Genomic DNA, 26,915 nt, shown 5'->3' on the forward strand with positions numbered 1-26,915 from the left:
AAGCCAAAAGCGTTCAAGAACACCCGAGAGTCAGCTTCCTCTGTGTTGCGTACTCGACATTGTCGGCTATCGGACAATGCCTAACGTGCCTGTTGGCATCGACCGACGCTTGAACCAGAGCGCACCGCCGTTCGCTGCCATGTCGACTGGGCGAACAAGTGGTGACCGGTTTAGCTCCGAACTGTTCGCCTGCTGACGCGCAGGGCGGACCTGTCACTTTTCAAGTGAAGAAATCTCTGTACCCTCCGTTCATGAGCGCACGACCACGAGAGACGGCGCGGCGAATGCGGTCGCGCAGATGATCGCGAGGATCCCTCCAGTCGGCATGGACGCGCCGGTGACCAATCAGCGCTTCGGCGAGCTCGCGATGTGACGCGCCGGCAAGCGAGCCGTCGAGCGCACGAAGAACGAAGGTTAGACGGGGACCGCGTTTTTCCGGCGGAAACAAACGGGCGGGCGGGTGTTGGCCCAGACTTAGAGCATTGAGGCACTCGAGCGCCCTCAGGCGGTGCTTCGAAAGCGTCCCTGGCCAGATCGCCTCGGTATGGAGGCAGGTAGGGTGCAAGATATCGCCGCCAGAGACGGCGAGCTGGAGCGTAACCAAGTTCATTCTGAGCCTCACTGCCTGAGTTCTGCACGGTGTCACCGATCGCGCCGGAGGTGATCCGGCGATTACGGGGTGCGCTCGTTGTCGGATTCTCGACGATGTCGGATATCTGACACGACGCTGTCAGGGCGACCGCATTGTTCTAACAATTTTCTCAGTAGGCACGACAGATGCTGTCCAATGCGCAAAAGCACTGCAACGCCGCCCCACTGAGAAGAAACCCGCCTGATGATTACGATTTTCGAACACGCAGTGACCGCAAACACTGAGCCTTCCCGAGCAGACGGAAGCCATTGCGCTTTGATTCCTCTGGTTGTCCGGACATGAGCGAATTCGATTTCCGTCCAACACTGAGCGCACCTGACGATGACCCCGATCTTTGGCTTGAAGATGTTGAAGGCGAACGGGCACTTGCGTGGACCGCCAGCCAGTCGGCAAAGACCCTGACGCCCTTCGGTGGAGCGCAGTTCGAGCGCGACCGGGCGGCGCTGACAGCGATTTTCGACTGTCGTGACAAGATTCCCACCATCAGGCGCCGTGGTCAGTACCTCTACAATTTCTGGCAAGATGCCGGAAATGACGCTGAATGATGTTTCATGACGTTTGCACCAAAAGCTCTGCGCATCGCCGCCGCTTCTGCACTTTCGGCGAGTATCTCAAAAAAACAGTGGTAACGGCGCGATGCTCACTGGAGCGTCGGTGGAAAGTGAGAGGAAGCAGTCAATGCTGGGGAAGCATGTCGGTCGAGTTGGCGCAATGACGTCGAATTCAACGGCAACGTCGGGCTCTCAGCCATCACCTCGGACCTCGCCTATGGCTTGGGCTTGACCGGCAAGGCGCGAAGATAACTTAATGGACCAGCCGGTCTGGGCAGAGCATCCAGAGTTGCCCCGGTATCCCAACCCCAGGCACCCGAGTTTATACGATCCTTACCTTCCGGTGAACGCCGGTGATGCCTTCTTCGCCGAGGGCCGGGGATCATCAACGCTATGGACAAGATTTCCGCCCATGGTACGCACGTGGGGGGCATCGCCGGAGCCAATATGGACGGCGCTGGGGTGATGGGCGTGGCATTTCGCCGCGAGCAATTACGGCCCCATGCCAGAGGATGGCTTGGTAACGGGCAATGACGGCGCGGTCTATAGCGCGGCAGGTGATGATCGGCGCTGGCGTCGACGTCTTACGCTCTTACTACGCGGAGGCCCGTTCGCAGTTCCGAGCGATCGAGGCGATATGCAGACGCCGGCGAGCGGCGCCTATGGGGCGTCATCAGGGCGGCGCGCACCGGTATCGTTGTCGAATTTCTCGGCTGGCAACAAAAGCAGCCAGACGCACGCTGGGCTTGCCAGCTTCGTGCCCGACATCGAAAAATACTGACTCACCACTATCGGAGCTGTCGAACGATTTACTCGCCTCGCAGCGTCTAGCGACGCCATCAACGCGGCCTTAAGAAGTACCGTCATCAAGCCATATCACGCATGGCAGTGGATGCCGGCCAGCACGAACATTATGACGCCGGCGGTTTGGCGATCAACGCCAACGCACGCTGGAGGTCATCGGCAACCAGCCTGGCAAGCTCATCTAAGCGCGCCAACCCGGGTGCTCTGGATCGCGTGGCGGGATCACTCCAAGTCAGATCCAAGCGGCAGTCGGGATTGCTCAGCACATCTGCGGCATCAAATGAACGGTGCCGCTCCCCGTCCTCACGAGTGGGATCGGAGTACAGTGCTACGAATTCCCGTAGATCCTCGCTCTGTAGTGGTTTCGTGCGGAGAGAGAACCGCTTTTCGGAACGGAGATCGTAGATCCACAGACTTCGAGTAGATACCACTCCCGTCTTCTTCGGTTTGTCAAAGAAGATGACGTTCGACTTCACGCCCGCAGCATAGAACAATCCGGGCGGCAGTCTCAAAACCGTATGAACACGGCAGGTCTCAACCAATCGGCGACGCACAGAGGCTGCAGCACCACTCTCGAACAAAACATTGTCCGGGACGACGACCGCAGCCCGTCCGCCCGGCTTCAGAAGCGCTACGATGTGCTGCATGAAGTTAAGTTGCTTATTCGCGCTCTGAACCCAGAAATCGGATCGCACGATCGTCAGGCTGTCCTCCGGACGTGTCGAATTCCCCTGGGCATAGGTCACGCTGCCTTTGACCCCAAACGGGGGATTCGTAAGCACAACGTCAACCTGTCGAGCTGGTGGTGCCTTGAGGCTGTCCTCGCACGCGATCGGCAGCTCATCGTCGGCGTTACCTCCGACGCCGTGCAGCAGAAGGTTCATGGTCGCGAGACGCGCGACTTCCTCGACTAGCTCCACACCGCGAATGGACTTTGTGGCCAATGCCTTCTTCTGTGCTGCAGTCATTTTCGGATGGCTCTTCCGCAGGTGATCATGAGCCGCCAAAAGGAAACCGGCCGTTCCGCAGGCCGGGTCGCATACCACTTCGCCCAGCTGCGGGTTCACACATTGAACGATCGCTTCAATGAGTGGGCGTGGGGTGAAGTACTGCCCCGCCCCACTCTTGGTATCGCGCGCGTTTTTCTCGAGCAAGCCTTCATAGGCGTCGCCCTTTAGATCGTCGGAAAGCCCTGTCCACTCCGTCTGACCAATGAGATCGACGATCAGTAGGCGCAGCTTTGCCGGATCTCTGATCTTATTTTTTGCATTGCGGAAGATCAGCCCCAGCATACCACCGTGCTCACCAAGCGCGGCCAAGATACGCCCGTAATTCGCATGCATCTCCAACGTGTCGAGGCGCACCAAGGATCGCCAGGAATGGTCCTCCGGGATACCGCCCCCAGCTTGTTCGTCAGCCATCTTCAGGAACAACAGGTAGGTCAGTTGCTCTACATAGTCTGGGTACGAAAGACCGTCGTCTCGCAAGACGTTGCAATACTGCCAGAGCTTTCGGACCAAGCTCTGAGCGTTTGATGCTCGGTTAGTTGTATCCGTCATTTCAAAGCCTTAGAACCACGTCGTTTATCCACCAAACATTCCTGAACGACTCGACATAAACCTTGGCCGCGGCGGAGTACTCGGCGCGCGGATCCATGTATGCCTTAAGGTCGCGAATGGCGTCCTTGAACGCGTCATTGGCCATCGGCCAACCTTCGAAACTAACAGGCGCCTCCCGGCGGCCACGCTCCACCGCCCGCTCCACAAGATTGTAGAGTGTCAGGCGTCCCTCGACGAACTTCGGCCAATTCAGGTGCAGGCCAAGCCGGCTCGCTTCGACCTTGGCTACAGCGACAGCGTTTCCCCTAAAATCCGGCGACACGTCGATCTCGCCATTCGGCCTGAACGTCAACACGATAGGGTCGCCTGGTTCTGTGGGATCGAGAAGCGCGGGATGCTCTAGGGTCAGATCGTCACAGGGGGTCCGAGCGCGAACGCCGGTCGCCAGGAGAGGAAAATGAGTGGACTTTCCACCGGCTACTCGGGCTCCCGGAGCAATGCGGGGCCGGTTGGCACGCTGGCAGCTCAGCCGCATGTTTTTCCAATCGAACGCCAGCCAGTAATACCCTGGGTGAGCTCGGTCCTCCCGCACTTTTGCCTTTGGGCGGAAGTGATCAATGTCATTGTCGGCGCCGGGGCTCCTGCACTCCGTGTACCAGCACTTGTCGAATGACGCCTCTTCGAACGCCTGCCGCAGGGCCGTCCAACGTTGTTGATTCGCATCAATAATGAGCGCGCGTCGCTTCGCGTTTGGCTCCGCAAGGGCAGCATCCTGCGCGACCTGTAAGTCGGCTAGAAGGTTCCGGATTTTCGGGAGGATGGCTTCAAGATCGATGAACCGCATAGCTGTCAGGACGCACCCACTTCCCGGCGCAGTTCTTCTACGATCCGAGCTGCTAACTTACCGCGATCTTCGCGCTGCTTAGGTGTCAACTCCACGGCCTCGCGCCAGGATGGATCTTCCTGCGCTGTCCATGCTTTCAGAAACTCCTGATAAAGGGGGTCACGGATTGTGAAATCGAACCCACGGCCGCGGAGATCATCCCTTATCCGACCGAGTTCCGCCGCTTCGTCAGGCGTCAGTTCTTCCTTCATGCCGAGAACGCGCTGACGGTCCAAGTCAGTCTGTGTCTTGACGTCGAGAGTTGTCTTGAGGCGAAAGAGATCACTGGTCAGGATCGCTGCGACACCCATGCCCCGTGGATCCTGGTCAGGCGGTTCCGCGATAGCGCGGCCTTTCTCGTCACGTCTGAAGATTCGCACCTGAGCCCGTTCAAGCCCGGCAAACACGAGCGGGTCATGCGAAGACATCACGATATGACAGCTATCGCGTCCCCGAATGAACCGGTCGAGGAATGTCAGGTACTGTGTGCTCCAGGCTGGATTGAGATGCGTGTCCGGTTCGTCAAGCAGGAACAGGGCTTCATCCCGCGCCGTGAATTTTAGCAAGCCGAGAACCAGGAGCAATTGCTGCTCGCCCTCGCTTAGATCGCGATAAGTGACATTTCCACCCCCAGCCCCGGCGCTCATCCTGACGCGCGTGCGGACCTCGGCCAACACCTTCGACAGGTGCATACTCTCCAGCGCTGTGAAGAAGGCATACTGATTACCATACGACCGATATACATCGGCGAGCGACTCCGCACTGGACAGGAAAAGATAGAGACTCTTGACGATAGGGTTCTTCGTCAGGTCGATCGGAATGCGCCGCGTCATGCGCAGCGGAAGCATGGCCTGATGATATAGCCGACTGAGAAACTCCTGCACTTCACCGACGGCGTTCCAGAACCGCGCATCCCCACCTTTTCGCTTCCATGGTGGCTCCTTCAGCGCAAAGAGCACACTATCTAACCCTTGGATTTGAAGATGCTCGCGAAGGAAATCTCGATCTTCCCTGGACGCCTCGCTGGCCTCCATGAAGAACGCAATGAGGGCGAACTGTCCGTGCAGCGTTTGGGCATAGAAGAGGCGCCGCAACGCGTTGGGATCGCTGATCGTCCTCCCGCGCTGTTCCGGTGATTTTATGATCCAGCTATAAAATCGCTCCCGGTGCTTCTCGAAGATCGTGGCGAGCCGATCGCTGGGTCCCGAGTAGTAGCCAAACACGAACGCAGGGCGATGACGGGGACGACCCTCGCGATCCTCAGCCATGAAGGTCTTGCGAGGAAGATCGCTATACTCGGTTTCCTTCGTTCGCTTGATCCGAAACGCCGGAAACTCGTCTGCCTTCCCCTGGACTTCGATGTGGTTCCCGCGGCACTCGTACTTCAGATCGTAGTCAAACGGCGCTTCGACATCGAGATCAAGATTGCGGAAGATCAGCGCCAATGCTTCAATCAGATTAGATTTCCCGGCTCCGTTCTGACCGACAAGCACCGTGTAAGGTGATCCCTCGTCGAAATCGACAGAGAGATCTCGTAGGTTCTTGAACGCGCCGATCCTGACCGCTTCAAGCCGCATCAGCGACCTCAAGCTCCGCGTTCTCTGCGGCGTCTCCCGTCAAGCGAATTGTGCCGCCGAGCGCGTTACGCAGAGCGAGATAGAAGAGCTCGACGTGTTCGGGCAGATCGCGGTTGTATCCGGCTTGCGCAAACAGCTCAGGCAGCGGCAAAGACCCGCCGTTTTCCTTCAACACCGCCGCTAGGTCAGGCGTTGGTTCGGCTTGCCGCGTCGGGCGAGGCCGTCTCTTTGGCATGGTATCACCTCTCAGGCTTGATAACGTCGCCTGAGTCTTCCGCGGCGGCCCCAGCCGCTGGAGAAGCTCGCTCGACGGCTCGTCATGTGGATCTTGCGGTGTTAACTCGCCCGCCACCGCCGCTGCCAGTAGTTCCAGCTCAAATTCTGGCAGGCGTGCAAGAGAGGCCTGTACGGCCCGTGTCTGGCCGGCTATCGCATCCAGGCGGCGGCGGGCCTCAGCGACAATACGCTGTTGCTCGTCACGAGGCGGGATCGGAAACGGAAGCGCTCGAAACCGCTCCAGCCCCAAATGAGCGATGTTTGTCGACCAGCGCGCAATCTCGCGAAACACCCCCGAATGCATGTAATGGCGGAAAACCAGCAGCGCGTATTCCGGCTCAATCCCGTCTCCCGCGCGAAAGCGGATCAGGGTATTTTGAAAACAAGCCCCCGGAACCTCTCCACGGTAGATCGCCGGACGACCAACCAGTTCCGGGCTCTGCCCCTCATTGAGAAGTACATCGCCGTCCTGCAGTTCGTAGATTGCGACTTCTTCAGGCTCGAAGTTCATGCGCAGGATGTCGGAGGTGTCGATCCGGTCTTCGTAGACATTCGCCACCCGGAGGTAGGGACGCATATTGCGCCCCCGCTCATGCTTGGGTGCCCGCTGGCGCCCAAGCCTAACTTCTCCGACGTGATCAACGCGACGCCGCAGCCATCCCTCTGGCACCGTGGCGCCTAAACCTGGGACGTCTAAGTTCAGTGTTTCCTCGAACAGATTGATCTGCCCTGACCGGGATGACCCGCGCGCGCGGTCTGGCTCGGGCGTTTGCGGCGATCGCGGCGCCAACTCGCCAGCCACTGCCGTCGCCATAATTTCGCGCACCTGCTCATTCAAATGGTGAAGCGCGGATCTAAGGCGAGCCTCCGCCTCCCGGATCTCGGCCAAGCGTATATCAGCGATCTCAGTTATCCGCGTCTGCTCAGCCAGCGGAGGCAATGGATAAGGGAGTTCGGCAAGGCGCGAACCGCCCAAATGCTGAATACCGACACCTCGCGCTGCGCCTGCGAAAACCCCAGCTGCCGCGTAATGCCGGAACACGACGAGTGCATACTCGGAGGTCGTCAGATGCGGCCGGAACCGGATTACGGTATTCTGGAAGCAACAGAGATCGAATTCGCCACGCCAGATCGCCGATCGCCCGACTTGGGAAGCGCTGCCCGACGCCTCCGTCAATAAGACGTCACCAACCTTCAGGCCAAATACTTCACGCTCCGCCGGCGTAAAGTTCATTTCCAGAAGGTCTGTAAGATTCATTCCGGCGGGCGTTATATTGGCGGCGCGCACATATTTGGTCATATGCGCACCCGAGTCCTGCTCGGGCGAACGTTGTCGGCCTAGCCGTACCTCGCCCGCCTGATCCACGCGCACCAAAGCCCAGCCGGGCGGCAGCGCACGTTCAGAGTCGGTAGGCGGTTGGTCCATTCGCTTCTTCACCCTTGCGCCGGCTAGGCTGTCAGGGGAACCGGACGGAACGGGAAATCGTCTCGGCGCGGAACCCCTTGCTGCGTCCGGCTCTAAGCCGTACAATAGACGCGTGACAAGGATGAAGGCAATGGCAGCCGGACAGGTATCCGCGAAAAGGCGCACATTAGCGCGCAAAGAAAGGCTCGAGGCGCGGATCTCAGCCGATCAGAAGGATCTTTTCCAACGCGCCGCCGAACTCCAGGGCCGAACGCTCACTGACTTTGTCATCGCCAGTGTCCATGAGGCCGCAGTCCGCACCCTCGAAGACATGCGGGCCGTCAAGCTGACCGTGAAGGAAAGCCGGGCCTTCGCCGAGGCCCTGCTCAACCCGCGTGATCCTGGTCCGCGCCTGAGGGCGGGCGCACAACGGTATATTGCGACGGCGAGTGCCGTCGAGCCGACACGTTCTTGAGCTTGCGTGTCGAACCGCTTGATGACCGCCACGACCGCACCGCCTTTGAGTGCGGCGTCGAGCCGCTTGATCGCTATCTGCGTTTGCAGGCCATCCAAGACGGCCGGCGACGCATCGCCTCCAGCTTCGTCTTAGTGGGTTGGGGGACGACGCCGCTCGCCTACTACACCCTCGCAGCCGGTTCGATCGCATTAGCCGCCCTGCCTAACAGCTTGAGCAAAAGGTTGCCTCGTTATCCCTTGCTGTCCGCCACGTTGCTCGGCCGCCTGGCCGTGGACCAGCGGCATAGCGGCCATGGGTTCGGCGAACAAATGCTCATGGACGCCTTCGCGCGAGCTCTCCGCAGCGAAATCGCAACGTATGCGATCGTCGTCGATGCCACGGACGAACAGACGGCGACCTTCTATCGGCTCCATAATTTCCTACCCTTGACGGCATCGGGGGACCGACTTTTCCTACCTATGGCTGAGATCGCCCGACTATTTGCATGACACAGCCGCGAAGCGTTCAGACCACTTTGCTCCCCGTCACGCGCATGCCGAACTGCCATCAGCCCAAAACAAATTTTGCCAAGCGCTCGATTTCGAGCATGTCTAGTCCCGCCCCCTCCGCTTCCGTTGTCTCGATCAGGACACGCTCTGCGCCGTTTGCTGCCGCCTTCAGCGAGATAGGCCTTTCGCTTTGACGCCCACCGCTGCGCATAGGCCGGATCGGACAGCAACCCAAGATGCTCCCAGTAATAGGTAACCCCACGGGCATCGTCCTCAACGGAAAAATCCGGCCATCGCATCTTCCCGTTCAGGACGAGCGGCTGCTCGTAGACGTATTGGACCCTCATCGCGTAAAGCTTCTCTGCGATCGCGAGTTCGGCTTAGAGCGGACGAGCTCGTTCCGGCTTATTCGATGCAACAAGTGCTTATCCAGAAACTTGGGCCCAGCGGCGGTCAGCACCTCGACGGGGCAGGATGGGAAGACAAGCTGCCGGTGGTCGATGAGATCGAGCAGGAATATCGCCGGTGGAGCGACCGAGAGCCCTTGTCTTACAGGAGGCGGATCACGCCGCGCTTCAGGAACTCGCCGAGAATTTGCCGGCCATCTGGCACTCAGAAACCACCCAGCCAGAAGACCGCAGACGCCGGCTGGTCCGGTGACAAGAAGACCGTGATGCTTTCTGATCCATTCGCAGCCGGCAAGCGCCATGTACAGATTGCGGTCGAGGCCGCGTGCGGCGCGGAAGTCGGCATTCTCGATCTGCGCGTCATGGCGAAGCTTGGCAGCCCTGGCGCGAGCCTCGAAACGCTTCTGGCGGCGCATGGTCGCCTCGCGTTCGAGCAGCATGGCAAGCCATTCGCCGTGCTCGAGGCCGCGCACTTCTGACTGTGCGTCGAGTTCGTGGAAAGCGGTTGCCATGCCGTAAAGGCCGAGCTCTCGCAGCATATTGATGGTGGGATTGATCAGCATGGGGTGGATCTCCTCAATGAAAGTAATCAGGGCCACGCAGATTGGCGTGATCAACGATGGCGGTTGGTTCGGTGGAATGGCGTGCGGTTTTGTGGTTGGCGATGAGCGAAGCAATGTTCTTGCAGTTCAGCCCACCGATCTCGACGGCGCGGGCTGACACGGCTTCAGCCCGATTGCGCTCGATGTCGCGAAACAGGCGCAGGATCCCCAGACATGTTCGAAAGCCCTGCTCGGGATGCGGACGGCTGGCGAGAATTGCGATGACCAGGCCTTCAGTCTGTGGCCCGATCGACGTGGCCCAACGCCGAAAGCGCTCCGGCGTCCATTCGGCATAGCGCCGGTGGGAACTGGGCATGTGATCCGGATCGGTTTCATGGCGAGGACCTCCATAGCGGCGCTGATGCACCGCGACGCGCTTGCCGCGGTGGAAGATCTCGATGGTGCGCGCGCCGTTGCTCTCAGATCGACCTGCTGACAAATAGGCTGTGGGGCACGGAATAAAAGAAGGTGTTCAACTCGACGTGATAATCCGTCGAGACGCGGGCCAAACGCCATTCGGCCAGCCCCGCCATCAGCCGGGTCGGCAGCGGCGGCATGCCGGGACCGTCCGAATAGACCGCGCCGAAACGCTCCTCCAGCACCGGCTAGTCGATCGCCTGCGCCAGGCGCACCAACTCGTGCTTTCATGTTGATTGATCTGATCGAGCCTGGAGCGGAAAAGGTCCTGCTCTCCCGTCTCGCGCTTCTCGCGTGGCCTGGACACTGCGTCCCCCCTCGATTCGCCGCCGCCGACCGAGTGAATCACGCTCCGCAGCACAAGGGAATCGCAAAATCGAATTGCAAGAAAACAGGGCCCAAACACCCAAATCCTGCAATTCCAAAGCCGTCGGCCGCCTTAATCAGGATGCCAGATCAACGGCTTGCGGATAGTTCACGGCCAACGAAGTCATGAGGGTCAGTTCACTGGTGCGTTTTACCTGCAGATGATTGGCGCAATCAGAATGGCGAAGGGTCACAGGCGTGCGCCGCTTTGCCTGTCGAAGATGTGAACACGGCGCGGATCGATCCTCAGTCTAACTTCTTCACCAGGTCGGACTGTCAGTCGATCCTTGACGATAGCGTCGATAGGATCATCGCCAAGTTTGGCGAATATCTGTGTCTCGGAGCCGGTCGGCTCCAGCACCGAAACCGTTGCCGACAAACCGTCGGGCGCGATGTCGATATGCTCGGGACGTATGCCGTAGATGACCGGCTGGCCGCCCTGCGCCCTCGCCCCGTCAGCCGGCAGCACGGATCCGGTATCCGACACAAATATCTGCCTGCCGTCCTTCGAAACGACCTTGCCCTTGATGAAGTTCATCGCCGGCGAGCCGATGAAACCGGCGACGAAGAACATTGCCCGGATTGTCGTAGAGATCGAGCGGCGCGCCGACCTGTTCCACCTTGCCGTCCCGCATCACCACGATCTTGTCGGCCATGGTCATCGCCTCGATCTGGTCATGGGTGACATAGACAATCGTCGTGCCGAGGCGCTGATGCAGTTCCTTGATCTCGACACGCATCGCGACACGAAGTTGAGCGTCGAGATTCGATAAAGGCTCATCGAACAGGAAGACTTCCGGGTCGCGCACAATGGCGCGTCCCATGGCCACACGCTGGCGCTGCCCGCCCGATAGCTGTTTCGGAAACCGGTCGAGCAGCTTGTCGAGATCGAGAATTTCGGCCGCCTGCTTCACCTTGGCATCAATCTCGGCCTTCGGCCTACCCTTGATCTTGAGCGAAAAGCCCATGTTGTCGGCGACGTTCTTGTGCGGATAGAGCGCATAGTTCTGGAACACCATTGCTATGTCGCGGTCTTTTGGCAGAACATCGTTCACCACCCGGCCGCCGATGCTGATCTCCCCGCCCGATATGGCTTCGAGACCGGCGATCATGCGTAGCAAGGTGGATTTGCCACACCCCGAAGGGCCGACCAGGATGACAAACTCGCCATCGACGATGTCGACATTCACGCCGTGAATGACCTGGATGCTTCCGTAGCGCTTGACAATGTTCCTAACGGTTACCTGCGCCAACTCACATCTCCTCTATTGCGGCATATAATCTGCATCTTCAGCTCGGGGCGAAGAAGCACTCGCGATTATTCTTTGACGCTCGACATCGAGACCGAGTCGGTGAAGAAGCGTTGGAAGCCCAGCAGGATGACTGCGGGGATGAGGCTTAGAATGGTCGATGCCGCGAAGATCTGGCCGTAGTCGGTGGTATGCTCCCCCGCCATCAAGGCGAGGGTGATCGGGGCGAGGAACATGTCCTGGCGCGTCGTGACCAGAAGCGGCCACAGATAAGCCTGCCATTGCCCATTGAAGATTATTACTCCGGCGGCGATGAGAGCCGGACGTGAAAGCGGCAGGAAAATCTCGAGGAAAATCCTTAGCCAGCCGGCTCCATCGATTTGGGCCGCTTCAATCAATGAGCGCGGTATGGCGAGAAAGAACTGCCGCAGTAGGAAAATCACCATGCCGCTGCCCACGAAAGGCACGATCAGTGCGATGTAGGTGTTCTGCAGCCCGCCCCGTGCGAAGATGGCGGACAACGGGATAGCCACGACCTCCTCGGGGATCAAAAAGCTGAAGACGATGAGGGCGAAGACGACGTCGCGGCCGCGCCACTGCATCGCACTCAACGCGAAGGCTGCGGTTGCGCACACCAGCAGTGCCACGACCACCGTACATGCCGCGACGACGAAAGAGTTAATCAATCCAGTTCGGAACGATCCGGCGAGCGCGCTGCCAAAATTTTCAAGCGTCGGCCGTGACGGAACAAAGGAGCCAATGGAAAGCGGATCGAGCGAGGTGAATATCTCGCTACCCGGCCGGAGGCTACCTGCAACCAGCCAAGCGATTGGCAGCATAAAACCGGCGGCGACGGCGATACCGAACAGCAGATGAACGATGCGTCCCGCCCCGGCCGAGTTTGTTTCTCCGGCCCTCATAGTTGCTTCTCCCGTGATAGCAACCGGAACTGGATGAGGATGATGACCATCATGATGACCATCAAGGTCAACCCTTCTGCAGCAGCCAATGGCACGTCGTTGAAAAAGTAAGCCTGCTGATACACGTCGTACATGATGAGCTGCGTGCTGCCGCCGGGCCCGCCTCTGGTAAGTATCGCGATCGGCCCAAACAGCAGAAATGCGGATACCGTGTCAGCGACGATTACGAAGGCCAGCGGTCGACGCATCAGCGGGATAGTGATGTGCCACAGCGACGAAAGCTTCCCGGCGCCATCGATGGATGCTGCCTCATAGAGATCGCGAGGAATGTCCTTTAGGCCCCCGATGAGGAAAATCATCCAGAAGCCGACTCCGACCCACGAGCTCATGACAATGATCGACATCAGTGCCTGGTCTGGCGATGTGAGGAACGGCTGAGCGCTCACGCCCACAGACGTCAACAGAGCATTTGCCAGTCCCTGCGGGCGGTATGCAGCGCCCCACAGTATGGCTGCGACGCTCGATGGGATTAATACCGGCAGGAACACCAAGGTTCGCAGCAGCGAGATGATCCGTGAGTTTTCGGCAAACAGGAGAGCGAGGCCGAAAGAGGTTACCGTCTGCAGCGGCACGGTCACCGCGACAAAGGTAAGGGTGGCATGCAGGGTCTTGGCAAATGAAGGCGCCGTGAAAAGGAACTCGAAATTATCAAGCCCGGCGAATTCGCCGTCGGGGCCGGACAAGCTCTGCTGAACGAGCCAACCTGCTGGCAACAACCGAAAGACGATGAGGGCAACCAGAGCCGGCGTCAAGAAGAGGAGCGGCGCTATGGCCGCTCTCCATTTTGAAAATCGCCCAACTGTGGATACATCGTACGCATCCGAGGTGGGCCGCCTTGCTGAGAAGTGAGGCGAACTGGATGTTCTGTCTATATGGACGTCAATATAGACAGTGTGAAAACCGTGGATTTAACGATAGAGAAGCGGCCGCAAGTTAGCCGTATGGAGATTGTCGATAGCGGGCGGCGTCGCCGTTTCAGCAACGAGGCCAAACTTGCAATCGTGGCGGAGAGTTATTCGGCCCCGCGTCAGGTCACGGCAACAGCACGTCGCCATGGGATCACACGCTTTCAGTTGAACGATTGGCGTAGAGCAGCTCGCGAGGGACGGCTCGGCAATGGCCGGGGGAGTGAAGGGTTTATTCCTGCACTGTTGGTCCCGGAGCTAGGCATGCCGGTTGTTGCGCCGACCAATTCTTCGACGGCACAAAGTGGGCTTATGGAGGTTGTCAGCGCCAATGGTCGCCGTGTGATCGTGGGACGCGATGTCGACGTTGAAGCGCTGCTTCGGATCCTGCGCGGACTGGAGGCGCTGCGGTGAATCCGTTTCCGATGGGAACAGGGGTTAAGGTCTGGCTTTCGACGGGGTATACGGACATGCGCTGTGGCTTTCCTTCTCTGGCGCTTCGGGTGCAAGAGGTTCTGAAGCATGATCCGTTGTCAGGGCATCTCTTCGTCTTCAGGGGCCGCAGATCGGATATTTTGAAGATCATCTGGCATGATGGTCTGGGCGCCTGCCTTTTTACCCGGCGGCTGGAGAAGGGCCGGTTTATCTGGCCGAATATGGAGGGCGGCGCGGTAGCGATCTCACCGGCACAATTGTCTTATTTGTTGTCCGGTATTGATTGGCGCAATCCGCAGGAAACCTGGCGTCCGACACGGGTCGGATAGCATTATTGCATTGAAAATATTGAGTGAATCTGATCGAATGGCTTCATGATCTCGAAGCCTGTGGATCTTCCTGCGGACCTTGCGGGCGCCTATCTGGCGCTGCTTTCCGAGCGTGAGATGTTGCAGGGTGAACGCGATAGCGTCGTCGCCCAGCGGGACATTGCGGTGGCGCAAGCCGCCAATGCGCAGGCCATGCTGTCGGACAGTGAGGCCTTGATTGCCAGTCTGGAGCTGGCGATCGAAAAGCTGAAGCGCGAACTGCGCGGCCGGCGATCCGAACGCACGGCGCGCCTGATCGACCAGATGGAATTGCAGCTCGAAGAACTGGTGATGGCGGCGACGGAGGATGAAGCCGCAGCGCAAGCGGCTGCCGCCAGGACCTCGAGCGTGCGTTCGTTCACGCGCAAACGGCCGGTCCGGAAGCCGTGGCCGGAGGATATCGAGCGCGAGCGCGTGGTGATCGATCCCCCAGTCACCTGTACATGCTGCGGCGGGTCGCGCCTGTCGAAACTGGGCGAGGACGTGACCGAGACGCTCGAGGAGGTTCCGCGCCGGTTCAAAGTGATCGAGACGGTGCGGGAGAAATTTACCTGCCGTGACTGCGAGGCGATCAGCCAGCGGCCGGCGCCGTTCCATGCCACGCCGCGCGGCTTCATCGGTCCTCATCTGCTGGCGACGATCCTGTTCGATAAGTTCGGCATGCATAGCCCTCTCAACCGGCAGAGCACCCGGTTCAAATGCGAGGGTATCGAGCTTTCGACCTCGACATTGGCCGACCAGGTCGGGTATGGGACGGTCGCGCTCCTGCCGATCTTTGAACTGATCGAGGGGCATGTCTTCGCGGCCGAGCGGCTTTTTGGCGATGACACCACCATCCCCATTCAGGCCAAAGACAAATGCACGACCGGGCGAATATGGACCTACGTGCGCGATGACCGGTCCTACGGCGGAGCGGCAGCGCCGGCTGCCATATACTATGCGTCGAGCGACCGCCGCGGCGAGCACCCGCAGAAGCACCTGGCCGGGTATGGCGGCATTCTGCAGAGTGATTGTTACAATGGCTTCGAGCCGCTCAGTGTCGCCGAAAAGAAAGCGGTACCGATCACCTTCGCCTTTTGCCATGCGCATGCGCGGCGCAAATTCTTTGAACTGGCCGATATCCAGAAAAGTGCCCGGAACCACAAACGCAAGGGCAAGCCGATCTCGCCAATCGCCCTGGAGGCCGTCCAACGGTACGATGCGCTGTTCGAGATCGAACGCGAGATCAATGGATTGAACGTCGCAGAACGGTTGGCCGCGCGGCAGGAAAAGAGCAAGCCGCTGTTCGATGACATGCACGAGTGGCTGAAACGGGAGCGCGCCAGGCTCAGCAAATCGTCCGAGGTGATCGAGCCGATCGATTACATGCTGAAGCGATGGGATGGTTTTGCCCGTTTCCTCGAAGATGGCCGGATTTGTCTCACGAACAATGCGGCCGAGCGCGCTCTGAGAGGAATTGCACTCGGGCGTCGAAACTGGACCTTCGCCGGTTCCCAGCGTGGGGCCGATCGTGCCGCCATCATGCTCTCCGTCATCACGACTTGCCGTCTCAACGACGTCGACCCAAAGGCGTGGCTCGCCGATGTGTTCGCCCGCATCGCCGATCTTCCCGTCTCCCGCCTGCACGAACTACTGCCTTGGCAATGGAAGGCACAACAAGGGACCGCTATTGCCTATTGCGGCGGCCGCGTAAACAGCTTCCGGAACAATGCTTGCGAACGAACCAGTCCTTCATCGGTCAGGATCAATGACTTCGACTTGTTGACTGGGTCGCCGATCATGCCCTTCTTGTGAAGCCGATCCGTCGTTGCCCAGTCGAACCCCTTCCAGGCACAACGCTCGTTATGCAGCGTCAGCCATAACAGCGCCAAAACGGCGTCGTCGATCCTGTCTTCATCGATCTCCATGAACCCACGTTACCACGCGCGGCACCCAAAATCCCGCGGCCCTGCTCGGATGGATACGATACATCCCTGGCGCTTTCTCCCTCAGTAATCGCTTCCATCGCCATCGGTCTTAGCGCTCGATGCGCTTGAAACTGCGCTCAAGTTCACGTTGAAGCTGCGGAAACGTCTGAGCAGCATCACTTCCATTGCGAATATCGCTCCATGCACGCGTGACCAGCTCCTCCAATTGGAGATATCCGAGTGTACGCGGTCGCCGGATAGCCGTGTTGGCGAGCTCGTAGCGGATCAACGTATCAACACCCTTCAGGTTTGGATTTTGCCGGGGAATATGGCTCAGCACCTCTGCCGCAGCCTCAATGTTCGCGGGTATATTGCTTCCGCGGGCTGCAATGACTGACCCTGCTTTATCCAAGCCCACGTAGTTCAGGAATTCCAGGGCCTGGTCGCCATTCGTTGTGTCCGCCGCCACTCCCAGATGAAACGATTCAGAAGGCGTCACCGCCTTGCCACCGGCGAAATACGGATGAGGCGCCGCTGCATAGTCAAGACCGTCGACCTTGTCGAATTCGGCGATCAACCATGGACCGCCAACAAGAAATGCAATCCGGCCGGCTGTGAACAGGTCGATCATTTCTTGGTATCCGCTCGGACCGCGCGCAGCCACGCCATCGGCGAAGATGCTCCCATACCATTTTCCTGCCTGCAGCCAAGCATCGTTGGCCACGTCAACGGTCAGCAAATCGTCACCCTTGACGCCCGGCCCACCACCAAGCGATTCCGGAAGGACCTGTAGCTGGTAGTAGCGATCGACCTGCTCGAAGCCGAAGCCCGTCTCGGCTCCGGCCGCCTGCACCTTCTTGGCAAGCTCGATGACCTTGTCCCAGGTGAGGCGCGCGTCGGGCGAGACACCCGGCGCGTCAACGGCGGCATTGGCCAGAAGCCCTTTGTTGAAGAACAGGAGCTGAGTCGACTCCTGCATCGGCATTGTCAGCATCTTCCCGTTGTAGGTGGCGCCCTGCACATCGCTGGGGAACAATATGCCTTTGCTCTTTTCTCCGAAGGCACTCGTCAAGTCTGCCAAAATGCCCAGCGTGGAGAACGTCGGGATATAAGTCGGGTCCACAAGCAGGACATCGATTCCGGAATTCCCGATCCGGAAGCGCTGGACTATCGTGTTCTGAAGGTCGGCAAAGGGCACACCTTCGTAAGAAACCTTTACGCCTGATACCTTTTCGAAGGCATCGAAGAGCCCCTTAAAACCGGCACCGTCTCCCCAGCCGAAGACCCGCAGCTTCTTGTCCTGCGCCCTGGCCGGCAACGATCCAAGGACGGGCAGCGACGACACTCCCAACATGCCGGTCAAGAAGCCCCGCCGACCCAAGCGATAGCCCGTCATAGTCATCTTATTTCCTCCCGTTCGTCCCGCAAATGAGGGAACCACTCCCTCGACCTTAAAGCACACGCTATTTGATTTCTTGCAAGAATGCAATATCGTAATATTGCCAACCCCCGGGCCACGTGATAGCAATGACTCGGCTTGAGGAGACAGCATGATTCAGCCTGGTAGAACTCCACTTCATATTCAGCTGGCGGACATCATTCGGTCTCAGATCGAGAGCGGTGTCTTCAATGCTGGCGATCAGCTTCCCACTGAGATGGAGTTGATGAAGCAGCACGCGCTCAGTAGCAGCACTGTGCGACAGGCGGTGCTTGCCCTTGTCGGTGAAGGCTTGCTCTATCGACGCGCTGGCAAGGGGACGTTCGTTGCCAGGCGTCACATCGGCCGCGACCTGCTTACTTTTTCAGGCTTTTCGGAAGAAGCCGTAGCACGCGGCTTCCGGCCGGGTACTGGGCATGTGACGGTCGACTGGCGATCCGCTGACGCCTTGGTCGCAGCCGCACTAAACGTGCCGACCGATGAAAGTGTGCTGACTATCGAGCGCCTGCGCACGATCGACGACGAAGTCGTAGCGGTTGAGACAGTTTCGTTCGTCGCGGCAATCGGGCGCCACATGGAAACACTCGACCTTGCCGACACCTCTCTCACCGAGATTCTCGAGCAGAACCTTGGTGTGCCGCTTGCCCGAGCCAAGCAGGAGATTCGGGCTGGCATCGCGCGTGCCAGACTGGCAAAAGCACTAGACGTGTCGAGCGGCACTGCGGTTCTGCAAATTGACCGTACCGCGTTCGACGTGACCGATCGGGTTATTTACTTTTCGTCGTCATCCTACCGGGCCGATCGCTACATTTACACCGGCTGGATCGAGCGCAAGAGCGCCTCGATCGCTCAACCACGCCAATTAATCGGCCGGAGCAGATGATGCCCACCTGCGAAGTTTATGTCGTCGGCTCGTACGGAGTTGCGTTTTGGATTGTGGGCGACGTGCCAGCGCCCGGCGAGACCCTGCTGGGGTCGGGGTTTGCCTTCGGAAATGGCGGCAAGGGCTCTAACCAGGCTATTGGAGCTGCGCGTCTCGGCGCCAGATGCAAACTGCTGGCGGGCGTGGGCGCCGACAAATTCGGTGACGAGGCAGTGCAACTCTGGCGCGCCGAAGGCGTCGACTGCTCGGCAGTGAGGCAGATGGTCGGGACACCGACGATGGCCGGGATCATCATTCTCGACGCTGCAGGCGAGAACCGCATCATCACCGATCCCGGCGCCAACGCGCGGCTCACGGGGACCGATGTCGAAACCTTCGCGGCCACCTGGACGAGCCCGGGCATCTTGCTCACACAGCTCGAGATACCAGTCGAGACGGCGGCACGCGCGCTTGCCATCGGCAAGGCGCGGGGGCTGACGACCATCCTTAATCCCGCACCTGGCCGCGCACTGCCGAAGGAGATCCTTGCGGACGTTGACATCCTAACGCCGAACCAGTCCGAAGCGCGCATCCTGCTGGGGCTCGACGCGGACGATCGGCAGGCCGACGCCGATTTAGCGGCAAGATTGCGCGGCCTCGGCGTCGGGCACGTCGTGATGACGCTGGGGGCGGATGGTGCGCTGATTGCGGGGCCTGACGGAATGATCAAGATCGCGAGCTACCCGGTCGAGGTCGTCGACACCACCGGGGCCGGAGATGCATTCAACGGGGCACTCGCTGCAGGGCTGGCCAGTGGATTGAACCTCGCTGACGCTGCTCGCCGCGGCACTGCGGCGGGCGCCCTCGCAGTCACAAGAAAGCTCGTGGTTCCGGCATTGCCCGATGCGGGTCAGATTTCAAAATTGATGAAAAACCGGACCGCTTGCGTATGAAGATTAAGGTCGCTTTGCTTCCCGCCAGCCCTCTGGGTATTGCCGGAGACGTTTGCATTGTCGTGGATGTGATCCGTGCCACGACAGCTCTCGTCGGACTTTTCGACGCGGGCAGCGATCGTGTGTTTGTCGGAGCATTTCGCTCCGACGTCGCCAAAGCGCGCGCCGCCGTGGGCGAGAATGGCGTTATTTGCGCGGAGCTGGATGATGGATCAACGCCCCTCGGATTCGATCATGAGCCCTCGCCGTCCCTCCTTTCCCGACTTGATCTGTCGGGTCGCTCCGCGATGCTGGCAACGGCCAATGGCACCCCAGCCATACTCACGGCAGTTCGCGAAGGCGCAGCCTTAGTACTGCTTGGTTCGCTGCGAAACCTGAATGCGGTAGCCCGGCGTGCGCTCGCGGAGGCGTCATCGCGCAATGCAGACATCACGATAATCTGCTCAGGCCAGCTGCGGAACTCACGCGTTGCGATTGAAGATAGCTATTGCGCCGGAATGATCGTTTCACAGTTTTGTGAACTTGCGAAGGATCACGCTGTTGAACTAGACGACTCCGCGTCGCTCGCTCACGGCTTCACAATCTCGCAAGATAGTGCAGTGAAGGTGTTACTGAGCTCGATGACCGGTCGCCGCTTCATCGGCAACTGCCGGCAGAACGATGTGGAGTTCTGTGCGCTCATCAATGAATCTACAATCGTTCCGGTCGTTGCCGCGCAGGGCGAAGACTCCGATCATCCGGTTTATCTCCTAGATGCCTAGTAGCGCAGTCGCCATCAGATTGATCAGTGGCCGACCTCGCGTCCTGGCCACAGCAGATCTTAGCCCGGAGGGCATCGCCACGCTCCGCGAAATAAGCGAGCTTAAGTTGCTCGGCTGGGCAGCCGGCGAGTGGTTCTGTGATCGCAAGCAGCTAATGGACGCAATTGCTGAAGCCGAGGTTGTGATAGCGGGATACGAGTGTTTTGACGAAGCGCTGCTGGCTGCCGCACCACAGCTTCGCGTCATCCTGTCAGTGCGCTCGGCCCCGCAAGCAAACATCGATGTGGCGGCCGCCACGGCACGGGGGATCGCTGTACTGCACACTCTCGGGCGAACGGATCACGGGGTTGCAGAGTTCACGGTTGCTCTCGCGCTGGGGCTTACTCGCCACCTCATCCCTGCCGGTGCATGGATTAGATCCCGCTCCCCCGAATTCGATTCCGGAGAGGACTTTTTTCGTGGTACGGTATGGGGTCGCGGCGCGAGTTCTCCGCAACTCGCATTCACGGGCATCGAGCTGCATGGTCGCACACTCGGTATCGTCGGCTTTGGGGCAATCGGTCGTGTCGTCGCCGAAAAGTTTTCCGGCTTTGGCATGAGCACTATTGTCCACGATCCTTATGTCGATAGCGCCGAGTTAAGAACTCTCGGGGTCGAACCGGTCTCACTCGACGAACTTCTGGCACGCTCGGCAATTATAACCTTGCACGCGCGGCTCAGCACGCAAACGCGCGGCATGATCGGCGCAGACCAGCTCGATCGGGTGGGGCGCGGCGCTTATCTCATCAACACAGGTCGGGCAGGCCTTATCGACACTGGCGCGCTACTGCGAGCCTTGGATCGCGAACAGATCGCCGGGGCCGCGATAGACGTCTTTGACACGGAGCCGCCTTCGGCGTGGGATCCGCTTGTTACTCATCCGCGCGTCCTTGCGACGCCTCATATCGCCGCGTGGACCGAAGAAATGCGCGTACGTCACACCCGCAGCATTGTGCAAAACCTGCAGCGGCTCTTGGCCGGCAAGCCTGGCAATCTGTCGAACCCCGAAGTTCTCACGATGGCGGGGAGGACCGAGCCTTGAAAATCATCGATGTCGCCTCGCGTCTCTATCACATCCCGCCGACAGTCTCCTGGGAGGACGCCACACACCGCGTCGCGAACCTCGAATTCATCATCACCCGCGTTACCACAGACGCTGGAATCGTTGGCGAGGGCTTTGCCTACACCACAGGGATCGGCGGAAGCGCCATTCTCGCCCTGATCGATGATTATTGCCGGACAATGCTCGTCGGACAAGATCCGCGACAGATCGAACGGCTTTGGTCGTTCCTCTACGGCCAATTGCATCGCAGCGGCACCGGCGGCATCAACACCCTCGCATTGGGCGCCATCGACATCGCGCTATGGGATATCGCGGCCAAATGGTATGACGTTCCACTATTCCGTCTGCTCGGCGCGCGGCGCGACAACATTCCCACCTATGGCAGTGGCATAGACCTCTTCCTCGACAGCGACGCTCTACTCAACCAGGTCGATGGATTGCTGGCAGCGGGCCACAAGGCGGTGAAGATCAAAATCGGTCGGGACAACGCCGAAGAAGATCTCGATCGGATCGTGGCCGTGAAGAAACTGATCGGTCCCACGCGACGACTGTTCGTCGACGCTAATCAGCGCTGGAACGTCTCCGACTGCATGATCCGACTGCAGAAACTCGCGGCGTTCGATCTTGGCTGGATCGAAGAGCCTCTCCACGCCGAGGATATTTGCGGGCACGCCGACCTACGCGGCTTCGTAGCGCTGCCGATTGCGGTCGGCGAGAGCCTATATACGCGGCATCAGTTTGCCGATTATCTGCAGGCCAATGCCGTCGACGTCGTCCAAGCGGACGTGTGCCGCGTCGGAGGTATCAGCGAGTGGCTGAAGATCGCCAATCTGTCGGCGTCCTTCCACCGACCCATGGCACCCCACTACATGTCCGAATTGTCCGTCGCGGTGATGTGTGCGATCGATAATGCGGACATCCTCGAATGCGTGCACGGCGGGAGCTTCTCCGAGATGGGCGTGCTTCAGACGGCGCTTCGGCTCGAGAACGGAGTGGCCTTCCCATTTGAGGCACCCGGACATGGAGTGGTATTCGACCACGAAAAGCTTGAACCCTTCGCGGTCGATCCTGCCGTACTGCGGACGCGGAATCTGCAGAGTGCAAAGTGAATGCGGCTTCATCACGCACGCACGGCGTTCGATTGCCATAACCTGCTGGGCGAAGGATGCAACTGGAGCGCATCGGACCAGAGCCTATGGTGGACAGATATTGAAGCAAAGTGCGTTTTACGGTGGGACGATAACGGAAGGATTGCAGCAGTACGCCAACTTCCTAATCGTGCTGCGTTCGTCTTTCCACGCGTGCGTGGCGGCTTCGTGCTCGGCTTTCCTAAGTCTATTGTTATCACGGACTCGACCTTCACCGACTTTTCGCAAGTGGCCGAGATCGAGCCGCATCTCACGCAAACCCGCGTCAACGACGCCGCCATCGATCCGTACGGCGGGATCGTCTTGGGCACATACAATGAACGCAGCTGTGAGCCGGTCGGAAGCGTCTATCGCCTCGCGCCCGATGGCGAGGTCGTTACGCTCTTCGGTGGCGTAACGGCGGCCAACGGACTGGCTTTTTCGCCCGACGGCCGGATCATGTATTTCACCGACACAACGGAGGGCACCATCCGGCGTTTCGCCCTAGCTCCGCAATTTACCGGTCTTGCCGAGATAGGCCCACTGGCAGGCCCGAATATCGCTCCGGGATCGCCTGATGGCGCCACCGTGGACATTGAAGGGGGGTACTGGAGCGCCAGGCTACGAGGCGGCTGTGTTGTCCGTATCGATCGAAACGGTCATGTCACAGATCGCGTCGATATGCCGAGTATGGCGCCGACCTGTGTGGCACTTGGCAGCGAGGATCTGAGAACGCTGTTCATAACCTCACGGCGAACCAGGCAATCGTCGGATGAGCTTCTTCGATTCCCCGAGTCCGGCAACCTCTTCCGCGTTGAGGTCGGTCAGGCTGGCCAACCGCCGTTCAGTTGCAGGGTCTAGCTGCCGAAGCGATCCTCGATGGCTTTCTTCATGTCGATACGTCGCCAGCGAACGACGCCATAGACGCCACGATCCGGACCCAACACGGCCAGTTCGGTCTGCTGCTCGTGAGACAACCGGGACGCTGGTCCCGGGGCGCATTCGTCCACAAGACCATCAGGGCCGGCCGTGTTGAACCCATGCGCCCCGGTTGCGTAGCGTCTGGCGATCCATCCCGACGGCCGGCTGCTCTGGCTCCCATCCTTTGAGTTCCGTGCAAGATGGTGAAGCTCCCCCGCCGAAAAGTACGTCCGTAACTTCACCGCTGATCCTATCGCCTCCTTCGGCATCGGTGAATCACCGCGCGCAAATCAGCCATAATACTAAAAGAGTCAGCAGCCAAGACCGTTGGCTTTAGTCCAAAGCACGACCCCGCCTCGGCCTCTGAAGGCCATTCAGCCTCGCTCGGCAGAGGGAGGTTCGGTTCATTTAGCATCTCCGCCGGGTGAAGAAACCCTCCCATAGTGGCAAGCTCTGACAGCGCTTCAAGCTGAGATGTGGGAACATTGTTTCGGCTTAGGACTACTGAATATTCCCCAGTAGCGTCGCCATGGCAGCAGTCATGGCGCTAGCATAGCTATCGGGATTCTTTACCTCAAACAGGAAGCGATTTGAGTCCGCACCGGCGTTCGTCCATGTCGTCACCCCATTCGGATCACACTTGATGTCGACAGGGAGGAAGCCAAAAATCGCATCGTCTTCGTTGGACCCCGCAATAATCTTCCCTACCTTGTCCACGGATTGTGACAGCATGTGGAAAAAGCCGGCGGTAGACCACATTAAGCGATCGGCATGGATGGTAAACCAGCTCGATGCGTCGCTCTGCGGCGCCAGCAGCGGCTGTAGGTAGCGGGCATCCGTTCGCGCCTCGAGTGAGTAGGTGAAGTAGCTTTGCAGGGCGGGCGACAACTTTGGCAGAACGTCGCTCTGCTTGAAATGATAGAAGGTACCGAACCTCTCGACCTTTCTGTCCGTCGAATCCCTCATGGTCTCGAAGCATGGCATCCAGTAAATTGGGCACGGGATGTCGAACGTGGCGGCGTAAGCGGCCGCATTGAGCTCAACATTGTACTCTGTCCCTCTCTGCTTCGCGACATCGGGATGGCCCGTGCCCGCGTTGAGGTAGATCCCGGTGCATTTGTCATGGAATAGATCCGGGTCAAGCTTGGCCGCAACGGCGAGATCACGGCAGGAGCCGACAATACTGATGTAAGCCGGCCCGTAGCTGTCGCGAAGGTACTTAAGAAGGAACTCCGCGCCGGCGCGGTCTCGCCTAGAAAGGGCATTAAGCGACGCCCGGTCATGCGTGTAGGGCATCGAGGAGCCGACAGCCATGTGGGTCGGTAACCCCGTGAGATAGCTTAGCTGCGCAACGCCGGTGACGTCCGGACTGCGGCCCGGGTAGTGATCGGGCGGGAAGTCAACCAGTACGCCGCCGAGCTCCAGTTGGCCCGATGCGGCAAGAGCGTAGACACAAGCAAGGTCCCAGTGATCATCGGGATCGATATAGGGACGAAACAGGTCGGTCTGGTGAAGCAATCGTACGGTCATGCGAATCCTCGAGGCTGTTCTTTTAACGCCCGACATCGCGACCGAGTCGGCGAAAAAGCATGCGCACGTTAAGTAATTTGTTGCAAGAATGCAATATCCTAATATTGCGAACTGCTCATGCTGTATAATAGCAATGACTCGGCTTAGGGAGGCCGCATGGCTCAGCCCAATAGAATTGCGGTGCGCGAAGCAGGCGCGGAATACGTGTTCCGCTATGCTTTCCGCTGGTAGCCGTGCTCTCTGGGGTGGAATTGACGTGAAGCAGTAATCACGCGCACGCTCGAATTCGAAGATAGAGTTCTTTCTGCCAAGAGACCGCGACATAGCAATGGTGCTCCAGAACTACGCGCTCTATCCGCACAAGAACGTGGCCGACAACATGGGCTTTTCGCTCAAGATCAAGGGTAGGCCGAAGGCCGAGATTGATGCCAAGGTGAAGCAGGCGGCCGAATCGATCTCGGCAAGCTGCTCGACCGGTTTCCGAAACAGCTATCGGGCGGGCAGCGCCAGCGTGTGGCCATGGGACGCGCCATTGTGCGCGACCCGGAAGTCTTCCTGTTCGATGAGCCTTTATCGAATCTCGACGCCTTCGTGTCGCGATGGGTGTCGAGATCAAGGAACTGCATCAGCGCCTCGGCACGATGATTGTCTATGTCACCCATGACCAGATCGAGGCGATGACCATGGCCGACAAGATCGTGGTGATGCGGGACGGCAAGGTGGAACAGGTCGGCGCGGGTTGTGTGCGTCAAGTTCTTGTGTGGATGCCAGCCATTTTGCAAGGAAGAACCTGAAGCATTGGACGCGTGATCGAGTGCGGTCATGTGTCAGGCCTTGATTTGCGGCCGTTCCATGTGCCGCGGGCCGGTATGGTGATGCGCGGATCAGGTCCAAATCAGCAAAGCGAGCTTGCGTGGGCTCTCAACTTGACTCTGGTTTTCCTGACCCCGATCTGATCGATCATTTGCCCATGCAGTTCATGCCTTCCTCACATCTCCGACGTCCCGGTCTCAGGTGCGTTGTTGCAAATCACGCAGGCACCGTCGCCGGATTCCGGTAGTCCTCCTGTTTCGTCAGCATGGCCCAGATGCCACGCGCCATCCTTTTGGCCAGCGCGATTGCCACCAGCATGCGCGGTTTCTTCAACATCAAGCGGGCAAGCCAGGAACCGTCGGGCGCGCGCCTCCGAGACGCCCATCGAACCACAGCCATGGCGCCGATGATGAGCAACCGCCGAATATCTCGCTGGCCCATCTTCGATACCTTCCCTAATCGTTGCTTGCCGCCGCTCGACTTCTGCCGAGGGACCAGCCCGAGCCAGGCGGCGAAATCGCGACCGCACTTGAAAGCCTCCATCGGCGGCGCAAAGGTTTCAATGGCAAGGGCAGCGATAGGGCCGACACCGGGCATGGTTTGCAACCGCCGAGATGTTGCAGCTTGCTTGGACAGCGTGTCCATCGTCTTCTTCAATGCCGCGAGCCGGCTGCTCAACTGGTCGATTTGGTCAAGGAGAGCGCTGCAGACGTCGCGGACCAGATCCGGCAGGTCTGCGCTCTCGTCCTCGACGATCTCTGCCAGACGTGGCAGGTGGCCGATGCCTTGCGGAGCAACATAACCGAACTCATAGAGGTGCGCGCGCAGCGCATTCACCAATTCGGTTCGCTGATTCACGAACTGCTCTCTGGTGCGAAACACGATAGCCCGGGACTGCTGCTCCTTGGTCTTCGGTTCGACAAAGCGCATTGTCGGTCGTTGCGCTGCTTCGACGATCGCCTCCGCATCTGCGACGTCGTTCTTCTCTGGTTGCCGCCCTCGATGCAAGAGCCTTCCAACCTGATGTGCCCGGTGATCGAGTGCGTTCTTCTCTCAGGCCTTTTCCTTGCGGCCTTTCAAGAAGCCGCGGGCCGGTAT

General features: G+C 59.3%; 22 protein-coding genes and 7 pseudogenes. 13 read left to right on the top strand and 16 right to left on the bottom strand.

Translation table 11 applies throughout. The features are described 5' to 3' along the window. Positions 1 to 220: 220 nt before the first annotated feature. Positions 221 to 598, bottom strand: a pseudogene (locus EOA85_RS03370) (DUF2285 domain-containing protein); the annotation flags it as partial. 332 nt (positions 599 to 930) lie between these two features. On the opposite strand from EOA85_RS03370, the pseudogene EOA85_RS03375 reads away from it, so the two are divergent. Further along, a pseudogene (locus EOA85_RS03375) lies at positions 931 to 1,185 on the top strand (S9 family peptidase); the annotation flags it as partial. A gap of 929 nt (positions 1,186 to 2,114) precedes the next feature. Here the strand turns inward: EOA85_RS03375 and EOA85_RS03380 are convergent. The 4 genes from EOA85_RS03380 to EOA85_RS03395 are packed head-to-tail and all read right to left on the bottom strand — an operon-like array spanning position 2,115 to position 7,728. Then, positions 2,115 to 3,566: a class I SAM-dependent DNA methyltransferase gene (locus EOA85_RS03380; protein WP_127208375.1), complete on the bottom strand. Its 1,452-nt coding sequence runs from the start codon at positions 3,564 to 3,566 to the stop codon at positions 2,115 to 2,117. Position 3,567: 1 nt separating this feature from the next. Next, positions 3,568 to 4,410 (bottom strand): hypothetical protein, encoded by an 843-nt coding sequence (locus EOA85_RS03385; RefSeq protein WP_127208376.1) that lies wholly within the window; start codon positions 4,408 to 4,410, stop codon positions 3,568 to 3,570. Positions 4,411 to 4,415: 5 nt separating this feature from the next. Further along, on the bottom strand, positions 4,416 to 6,026 hold the full coding sequence (locus EOA85_RS03390; RefSeq protein WP_127208377.1) for an AAA family ATPase: 1,611 nt from the start codon (positions 6,024 to 6,026) through the stop codon (positions 4,416 to 4,418). Next, on the bottom strand, positions 6,016 to 7,728 hold the full coding sequence (locus EOA85_RS03395) for a restriction endonuclease subunit S (protein ID WP_127208378.1): 1,713 nt from the start codon (positions 7,726 to 7,728) through the stop codon (positions 6,016 to 6,018). Before EOA85_RS03395 ends, EOA85_RS03390 begins: the two co-directional genes overlap by 11 nt. Before the next feature lie 130 nt (positions 7,729 to 7,858). Between EOA85_RS03395 and EOA85_RS03400 the strand changes: the two genes are divergently transcribed. Continuing rightward, positions 7,859 to 8,182, top strand: a complete 324-nt coding sequence (locus EOA85_RS03400; protein WP_127208379.1) for a DUF1778 domain-containing protein — start codon at positions 7,859 to 7,861, stop codon at positions 8,180 to 8,182. Beyond that, positions 8,179 to 8,673 (top strand): GNAT family N-acetyltransferase, encoded by a 495-nt coding sequence (locus EOA85_RS03405; protein WP_127208380.1) that lies wholly within the window; start codon positions 8,179 to 8,181, stop codon positions 8,671 to 8,673. The genes EOA85_RS03400 and EOA85_RS03405 overlap by 4 nt, the downstream gene beginning before the upstream one ends. Before the next feature lie 343 nt (positions 8,674 to 9,016). Here EOA85_RS03405 and EOA85_RS38605 read toward each other — a convergent pair whose 3' ends face one another. The 6 genes and pseudogenes from EOA85_RS38605 to EOA85_RS03430 all read right to left on the bottom strand — a co-directional run bounded on the left by EOA85_RS38605 (position 9,017) and on the right by EOA85_RS03430 (position 13,447). Beyond that, positions 9,017 to 9,643: an ATP-binding protein gene (locus EOA85_RS38605; protein ID WP_245485589.1), complete on the bottom strand. Its 627-nt coding sequence runs from the start codon at positions 9,641 to 9,643 to the stop codon at positions 9,017 to 9,019. Between the two features lie 13 nt (positions 9,644 to 9,656). Beyond that, entirely contained in the window at positions 9,657 to 9,998 is a 342-nt protein-coding gene (locus EOA85_RS37260; protein ID WP_164759468.1) for a transposase, read from the bottom strand. Between the two features lie 202 nt (positions 9,999 to 10,200). Further along, a pseudogene (locus EOA85_RS37265) lies at positions 10,201 to 10,406 on the bottom strand (IS5/IS1182 family transposase); the annotation flags it as partial. A 249-nt stretch (positions 10,407 to 10,655) separates the two neighbouring features. Further along, positions 10,656 to 11,718, bottom strand: a pseudogene (ugpC, locus tag EOA85_RS03420) (sn-glycerol-3-phosphate ABC transporter ATP-binding protein UgpC). A gap of 65 nt (positions 11,719 to 11,783) precedes the next feature. Next, complete coding sequence (locus EOA85_RS03425; RefSeq protein ID WP_127208381.1) at positions 11,784 to 12,635, bottom strand: carbohydrate ABC transporter permease; 852 nt, start codon at positions 12,633 to 12,635, stop codon at positions 11,784 to 11,786. After that, complete coding sequence (locus EOA85_RS03430; RefSeq protein ID WP_164759469.1) at positions 12,632 to 13,447, bottom strand: sugar ABC transporter permease; 816 nt, start codon at positions 13,445 to 13,447, stop codon at positions 12,632 to 12,634. Before EOA85_RS03430 ends, EOA85_RS03425 begins: the two co-directional genes overlap by 4 nt. A 120-nt stretch (positions 13,448 to 13,567) precedes the next feature. Here EOA85_RS03430 and EOA85_RS03435 point away from each other — a divergent pair, with 120 nt between their 5' ends. Genes EOA85_RS03435 through EOA85_RS03445 form a run of 3 tightly spaced genes read left to right on the top strand, consistent with a single transcriptional unit; the run spans position 13,568 to position 16,197 of the window. After that, entirely contained in the window at positions 13,568 to 14,014 is a 447-nt protein-coding gene (locus tag EOA85_RS03435) for a transposase (protein WP_206523232.1), read from the top strand. An 11-nt stretch (positions 14,015 to 14,025) separates the two neighbouring features. Continuing rightward, positions 14,026 to 14,364, top strand: coding sequence for an IS66 family insertion sequence element accessory protein TnpB (gene tnpB, locus EOA85_RS03440; protein ID WP_080579326.1), 339 nt, complete (start codon positions 14,026 to 14,028; stop codon positions 14,362 to 14,364). Between the two features lie 45 nt (positions 14,365 to 14,409). Continuing rightward, the gene (locus EOA85_RS03445) at positions 14,410 to 16,197 is read left to right on the top strand and encodes an IS66 family transposase (RefSeq protein ID WP_348627875.1); all 1,788 of its coding nucleotides are present in this window, start codon (positions 14,410 to 14,412) and stop codon (positions 16,195 to 16,197) included. Here EOA85_RS03445 and EOA85_RS03450 read toward each other — a convergent pair. The 3 genes and pseudogenes from EOA85_RS03450 to EOA85_RS38610 all read right to left on the bottom strand — a co-directional run. Further along, positions 16,155 to 16,310 (bottom strand): annotated as a pseudogene (locus EOA85_RS03450) (DUF6429 family protein); the annotation flags it as partial. The gene EOA85_RS03445 and the pseudogene EOA85_RS03450 sit on opposite strands and share 43 nt — an antisense overlap. A 109-nt stretch (positions 16,311 to 16,419) precedes the next feature. Further along, on the bottom strand, positions 16,420 to 17,706 hold the full coding sequence (locus tag EOA85_RS03455) for an extracellular solute-binding protein (protein WP_164759470.1): 1,287 nt from the start codon (positions 17,704 to 17,706) through the stop codon (positions 16,420 to 16,422). Between the two features lie 67 nt (positions 17,707 to 17,773). Next, complete coding sequence (locus tag EOA85_RS38610; RefSeq protein WP_245485590.1) at positions 17,774 to 18,088, bottom strand: hypothetical protein; 315 nt, start codon at positions 18,086 to 18,088, stop codon at positions 17,774 to 17,776. On the opposite strand from EOA85_RS38610, the gene EOA85_RS38615 reads away from it, so the two are divergent. From EOA85_RS38615 to EOA85_RS03485, 6 genes are read left to right on the top strand one after another with little or no spacing between them, the layout of a single operon-like run. After that, positions 17,975 to 18,631, top strand: coding sequence for a GntR family transcriptional regulator (locus EOA85_RS38615; protein WP_281033699.1), 657 nt, complete (start codon positions 17,975 to 17,977; stop codon positions 18,629 to 18,631). The genes EOA85_RS38610 and EOA85_RS38615 overlap by 114 nt on opposite strands. Further along, positions 18,628 to 19,563, top strand: coding sequence for a ribokinase (locus EOA85_RS03465; protein ID WP_127208386.1), 936 nt, complete (start codon positions 18,628 to 18,630; stop codon positions 19,561 to 19,563). The genes EOA85_RS38615 and EOA85_RS03465 overlap by 4 nt, the downstream gene beginning before the upstream one ends. After that, the gene (locus EOA85_RS03470) at positions 19,560 to 20,324 is read left to right on the top strand and encodes a 2-phosphosulfolactate phosphatase (protein WP_127208387.1); all 765 of its coding nucleotides are present in this window, start codon (positions 19,560 to 19,562) and stop codon (positions 20,322 to 20,324) included. The genes EOA85_RS03465 and EOA85_RS03470 overlap by 4 nt, the downstream gene beginning before the upstream one ends. Further along, on the top strand, positions 20,317 to 21,405 hold the full coding sequence (locus EOA85_RS03475) for an NAD(P)-dependent oxidoreductase (protein ID WP_127208388.1): 1,089 nt from the start codon (positions 20,317 to 20,319) through the stop codon (positions 21,403 to 21,405). The genes EOA85_RS03470 and EOA85_RS03475 overlap by 8 nt, the downstream gene beginning before the upstream one ends. Further along, the gene (locus EOA85_RS03480; protein WP_164759472.1) at positions 21,402 to 22,535 is read left to right on the top strand and encodes a mandelate racemase/muconate lactonizing enzyme family protein; all 1,134 of its coding nucleotides are present in this window, start codon (positions 21,402 to 21,404) and stop codon (positions 22,533 to 22,535) included. The genes EOA85_RS03475 and EOA85_RS03480 overlap by 4 nt, the downstream gene beginning before the upstream one ends. Continuing rightward, positions 22,536 to 23,414 carry an SMP-30/gluconolactonase/LRE family protein gene (locus tag EOA85_RS03485; RefSeq protein ID WP_127208390.1) on the top strand — a complete coding sequence of 293 codons (879 nt, stop codon included), beginning with the start codon at positions 22,536 to 22,538 and terminating at the stop codon, positions 23,412 to 23,414. Between the two features lie 561 nt (positions 23,415 to 23,975). Here the strand turns inward: EOA85_RS03485 and EOA85_RS03490 are convergent. Continuing rightward, complete coding sequence (locus EOA85_RS03490; protein WP_127208391.1) at positions 23,976 to 25,004, bottom strand: hypothetical protein; 1,029 nt, start codon at positions 25,002 to 25,004, stop codon at positions 23,976 to 23,978. 307 nt (positions 25,005 to 25,311) lie between these two features. On the opposite strand from EOA85_RS03490, the pseudogene EOA85_RS03495 reads away from it, so the two are divergent. After that, positions 25,312 to 25,738: pseudogene (locus EOA85_RS03495) on the top strand (ATP-binding cassette domain-containing protein); the annotation flags it as partial. Between the two features lie 295 nt (positions 25,739 to 26,033). Here EOA85_RS03495 and EOA85_RS03500 read toward each other — a convergent pair. Further along, a pseudogene (locus tag EOA85_RS03500) lies at positions 26,034 to 26,810 on the bottom strand (IS110 family transposase); the annotation flags it as partial. Positions 26,811 to 26,915 lie beyond the last annotated feature (105 nt).

Source organism: Mesorhizobium sp. M5C.F.Ca.IN.020.29.1.1 (assembly GCF_003997375.1).
GTDB lineage: Bacteria > Pseudomonadota > Alphaproteobacteria > Rhizobiales > Rhizobiaceae > Mesorhizobium > Mesorhizobium wenxiniae.

Bases quoted from the DNA above. Each gene is read 5' to 3' on its own strand.
- EOA85_RS03390 (WP_127208377.1), bottom strand. From the start codon at position 6,026: ATGCGGCTTGAAGCGGTCAGGATCGGCGCGTTCAAGAACCTACGAGAT.
- EOA85_RS03485 (WP_127208390.1), top strand. From the start codon at position 22,536: ATGCGGCTTCATCACGCACGCACGGCGTTCGATTGCCATAACCTGCTG.
- EOA85_RS03465 (WP_127208386.1), top strand. From the start codon at position 18,628: ATGATGCCCACCTGCGAAGTTTATGTCGTCGGCTCGTACGGAGTTGCG.
- EOA85_RS03470 (WP_127208387.1), top strand. From the start codon at position 19,560: ATGAAGATTAAGGTCGCTTTGCTTCCCGCCAGCCCTCTGGGTATTGCC.
- EOA85_RS38615 (WP_281033699.1), top strand. From the start codon at position 17,975: ATGAAGCAGCACGCGCTCAGTAGCAGCACTGTGCGACAGGCGGTGCTT.
- EOA85_RS03435 (WP_206523232.1), top strand. From the start codon at position 13,568: ATGGACGTCAATATAGACAGTGTGAAAACCGTGGATTTAACGATAGAG.
- EOA85_RS03395 (WP_127208378.1), bottom strand. From the start codon at position 7,728: ATGGACCAACCGCCTACCGACTCTGAACGTGCGCTGCCGCCCGGCTGG.
- EOA85_RS03475 (WP_127208388.1), top strand. From the start codon at position 20,317: ATGCCTAGTAGCGCAGTCGCCATCAGATTGATCAGTGGCCGACCTCGC.
- EOA85_RS38605 (WP_245485589.1), bottom strand. From the start codon at position 9,643: ATGCTGATCAATCCCACCATCAATATGCTGCGAGAGCTCGGCCTTTAC.
- EOA85_RS03455 (WP_164759470.1), bottom strand. From the start codon at position 17,706: ATGACGGGCTATCGCTTGGGTCGGCGGGGCTTCTTGACCGGCATGTTG.
- EOA85_RS03380 (WP_127208375.1), bottom strand. From the start codon at position 3,566: ATGACGGATACAACTAACCGAGCATCAAACGCTCAGAGCTTGGTCCGA.
- EOA85_RS03400 (WP_127208379.1), top strand. From the start codon at position 7,859: ATGGCAGCCGGACAGGTATCCGCGAAAAGGCGCACATTAGCGCGCAAA.
- EOA85_RS03445 (WP_348627875.1), top strand. From the start codon at position 14,410: ATGATCTCGAAGCCTGTGGATCTTCCTGCGGACCTTGCGGGCGCCTAT.
- EOA85_RS03425 (WP_127208381.1), bottom strand. From the start codon at position 12,635: ATGAGGGCCGGAGAAACAAACTCGGCCGGGGCGGGACGCATCGTTCAT.
- tnpB (WP_080579326.1), top strand. From the start codon at position 14,026: ATGGGAACAGGGGTTAAGGTCTGGCTTTCGACGGGGTATACGGACATG.
- EOA85_RS03385 (WP_127208376.1), bottom strand. From the start codon at position 4,410: ATGCGGTTCATCGATCTTGAAGCCATCCTCCCGAAAATCCGGAACCTT.
- EOA85_RS03490 (WP_127208391.1), bottom strand. From the start codon at position 25,004: ATGACCGTACGATTGCTTCACCAGACCGACCTGTTTCGTCCCTATATC.
- EOA85_RS37260 (WP_164759468.1), bottom strand. From the start codon at position 9,998: ATGCCCAGTTCCCACCGGCGCTATGCCGAATGGACGCCGGAGCGCTTT.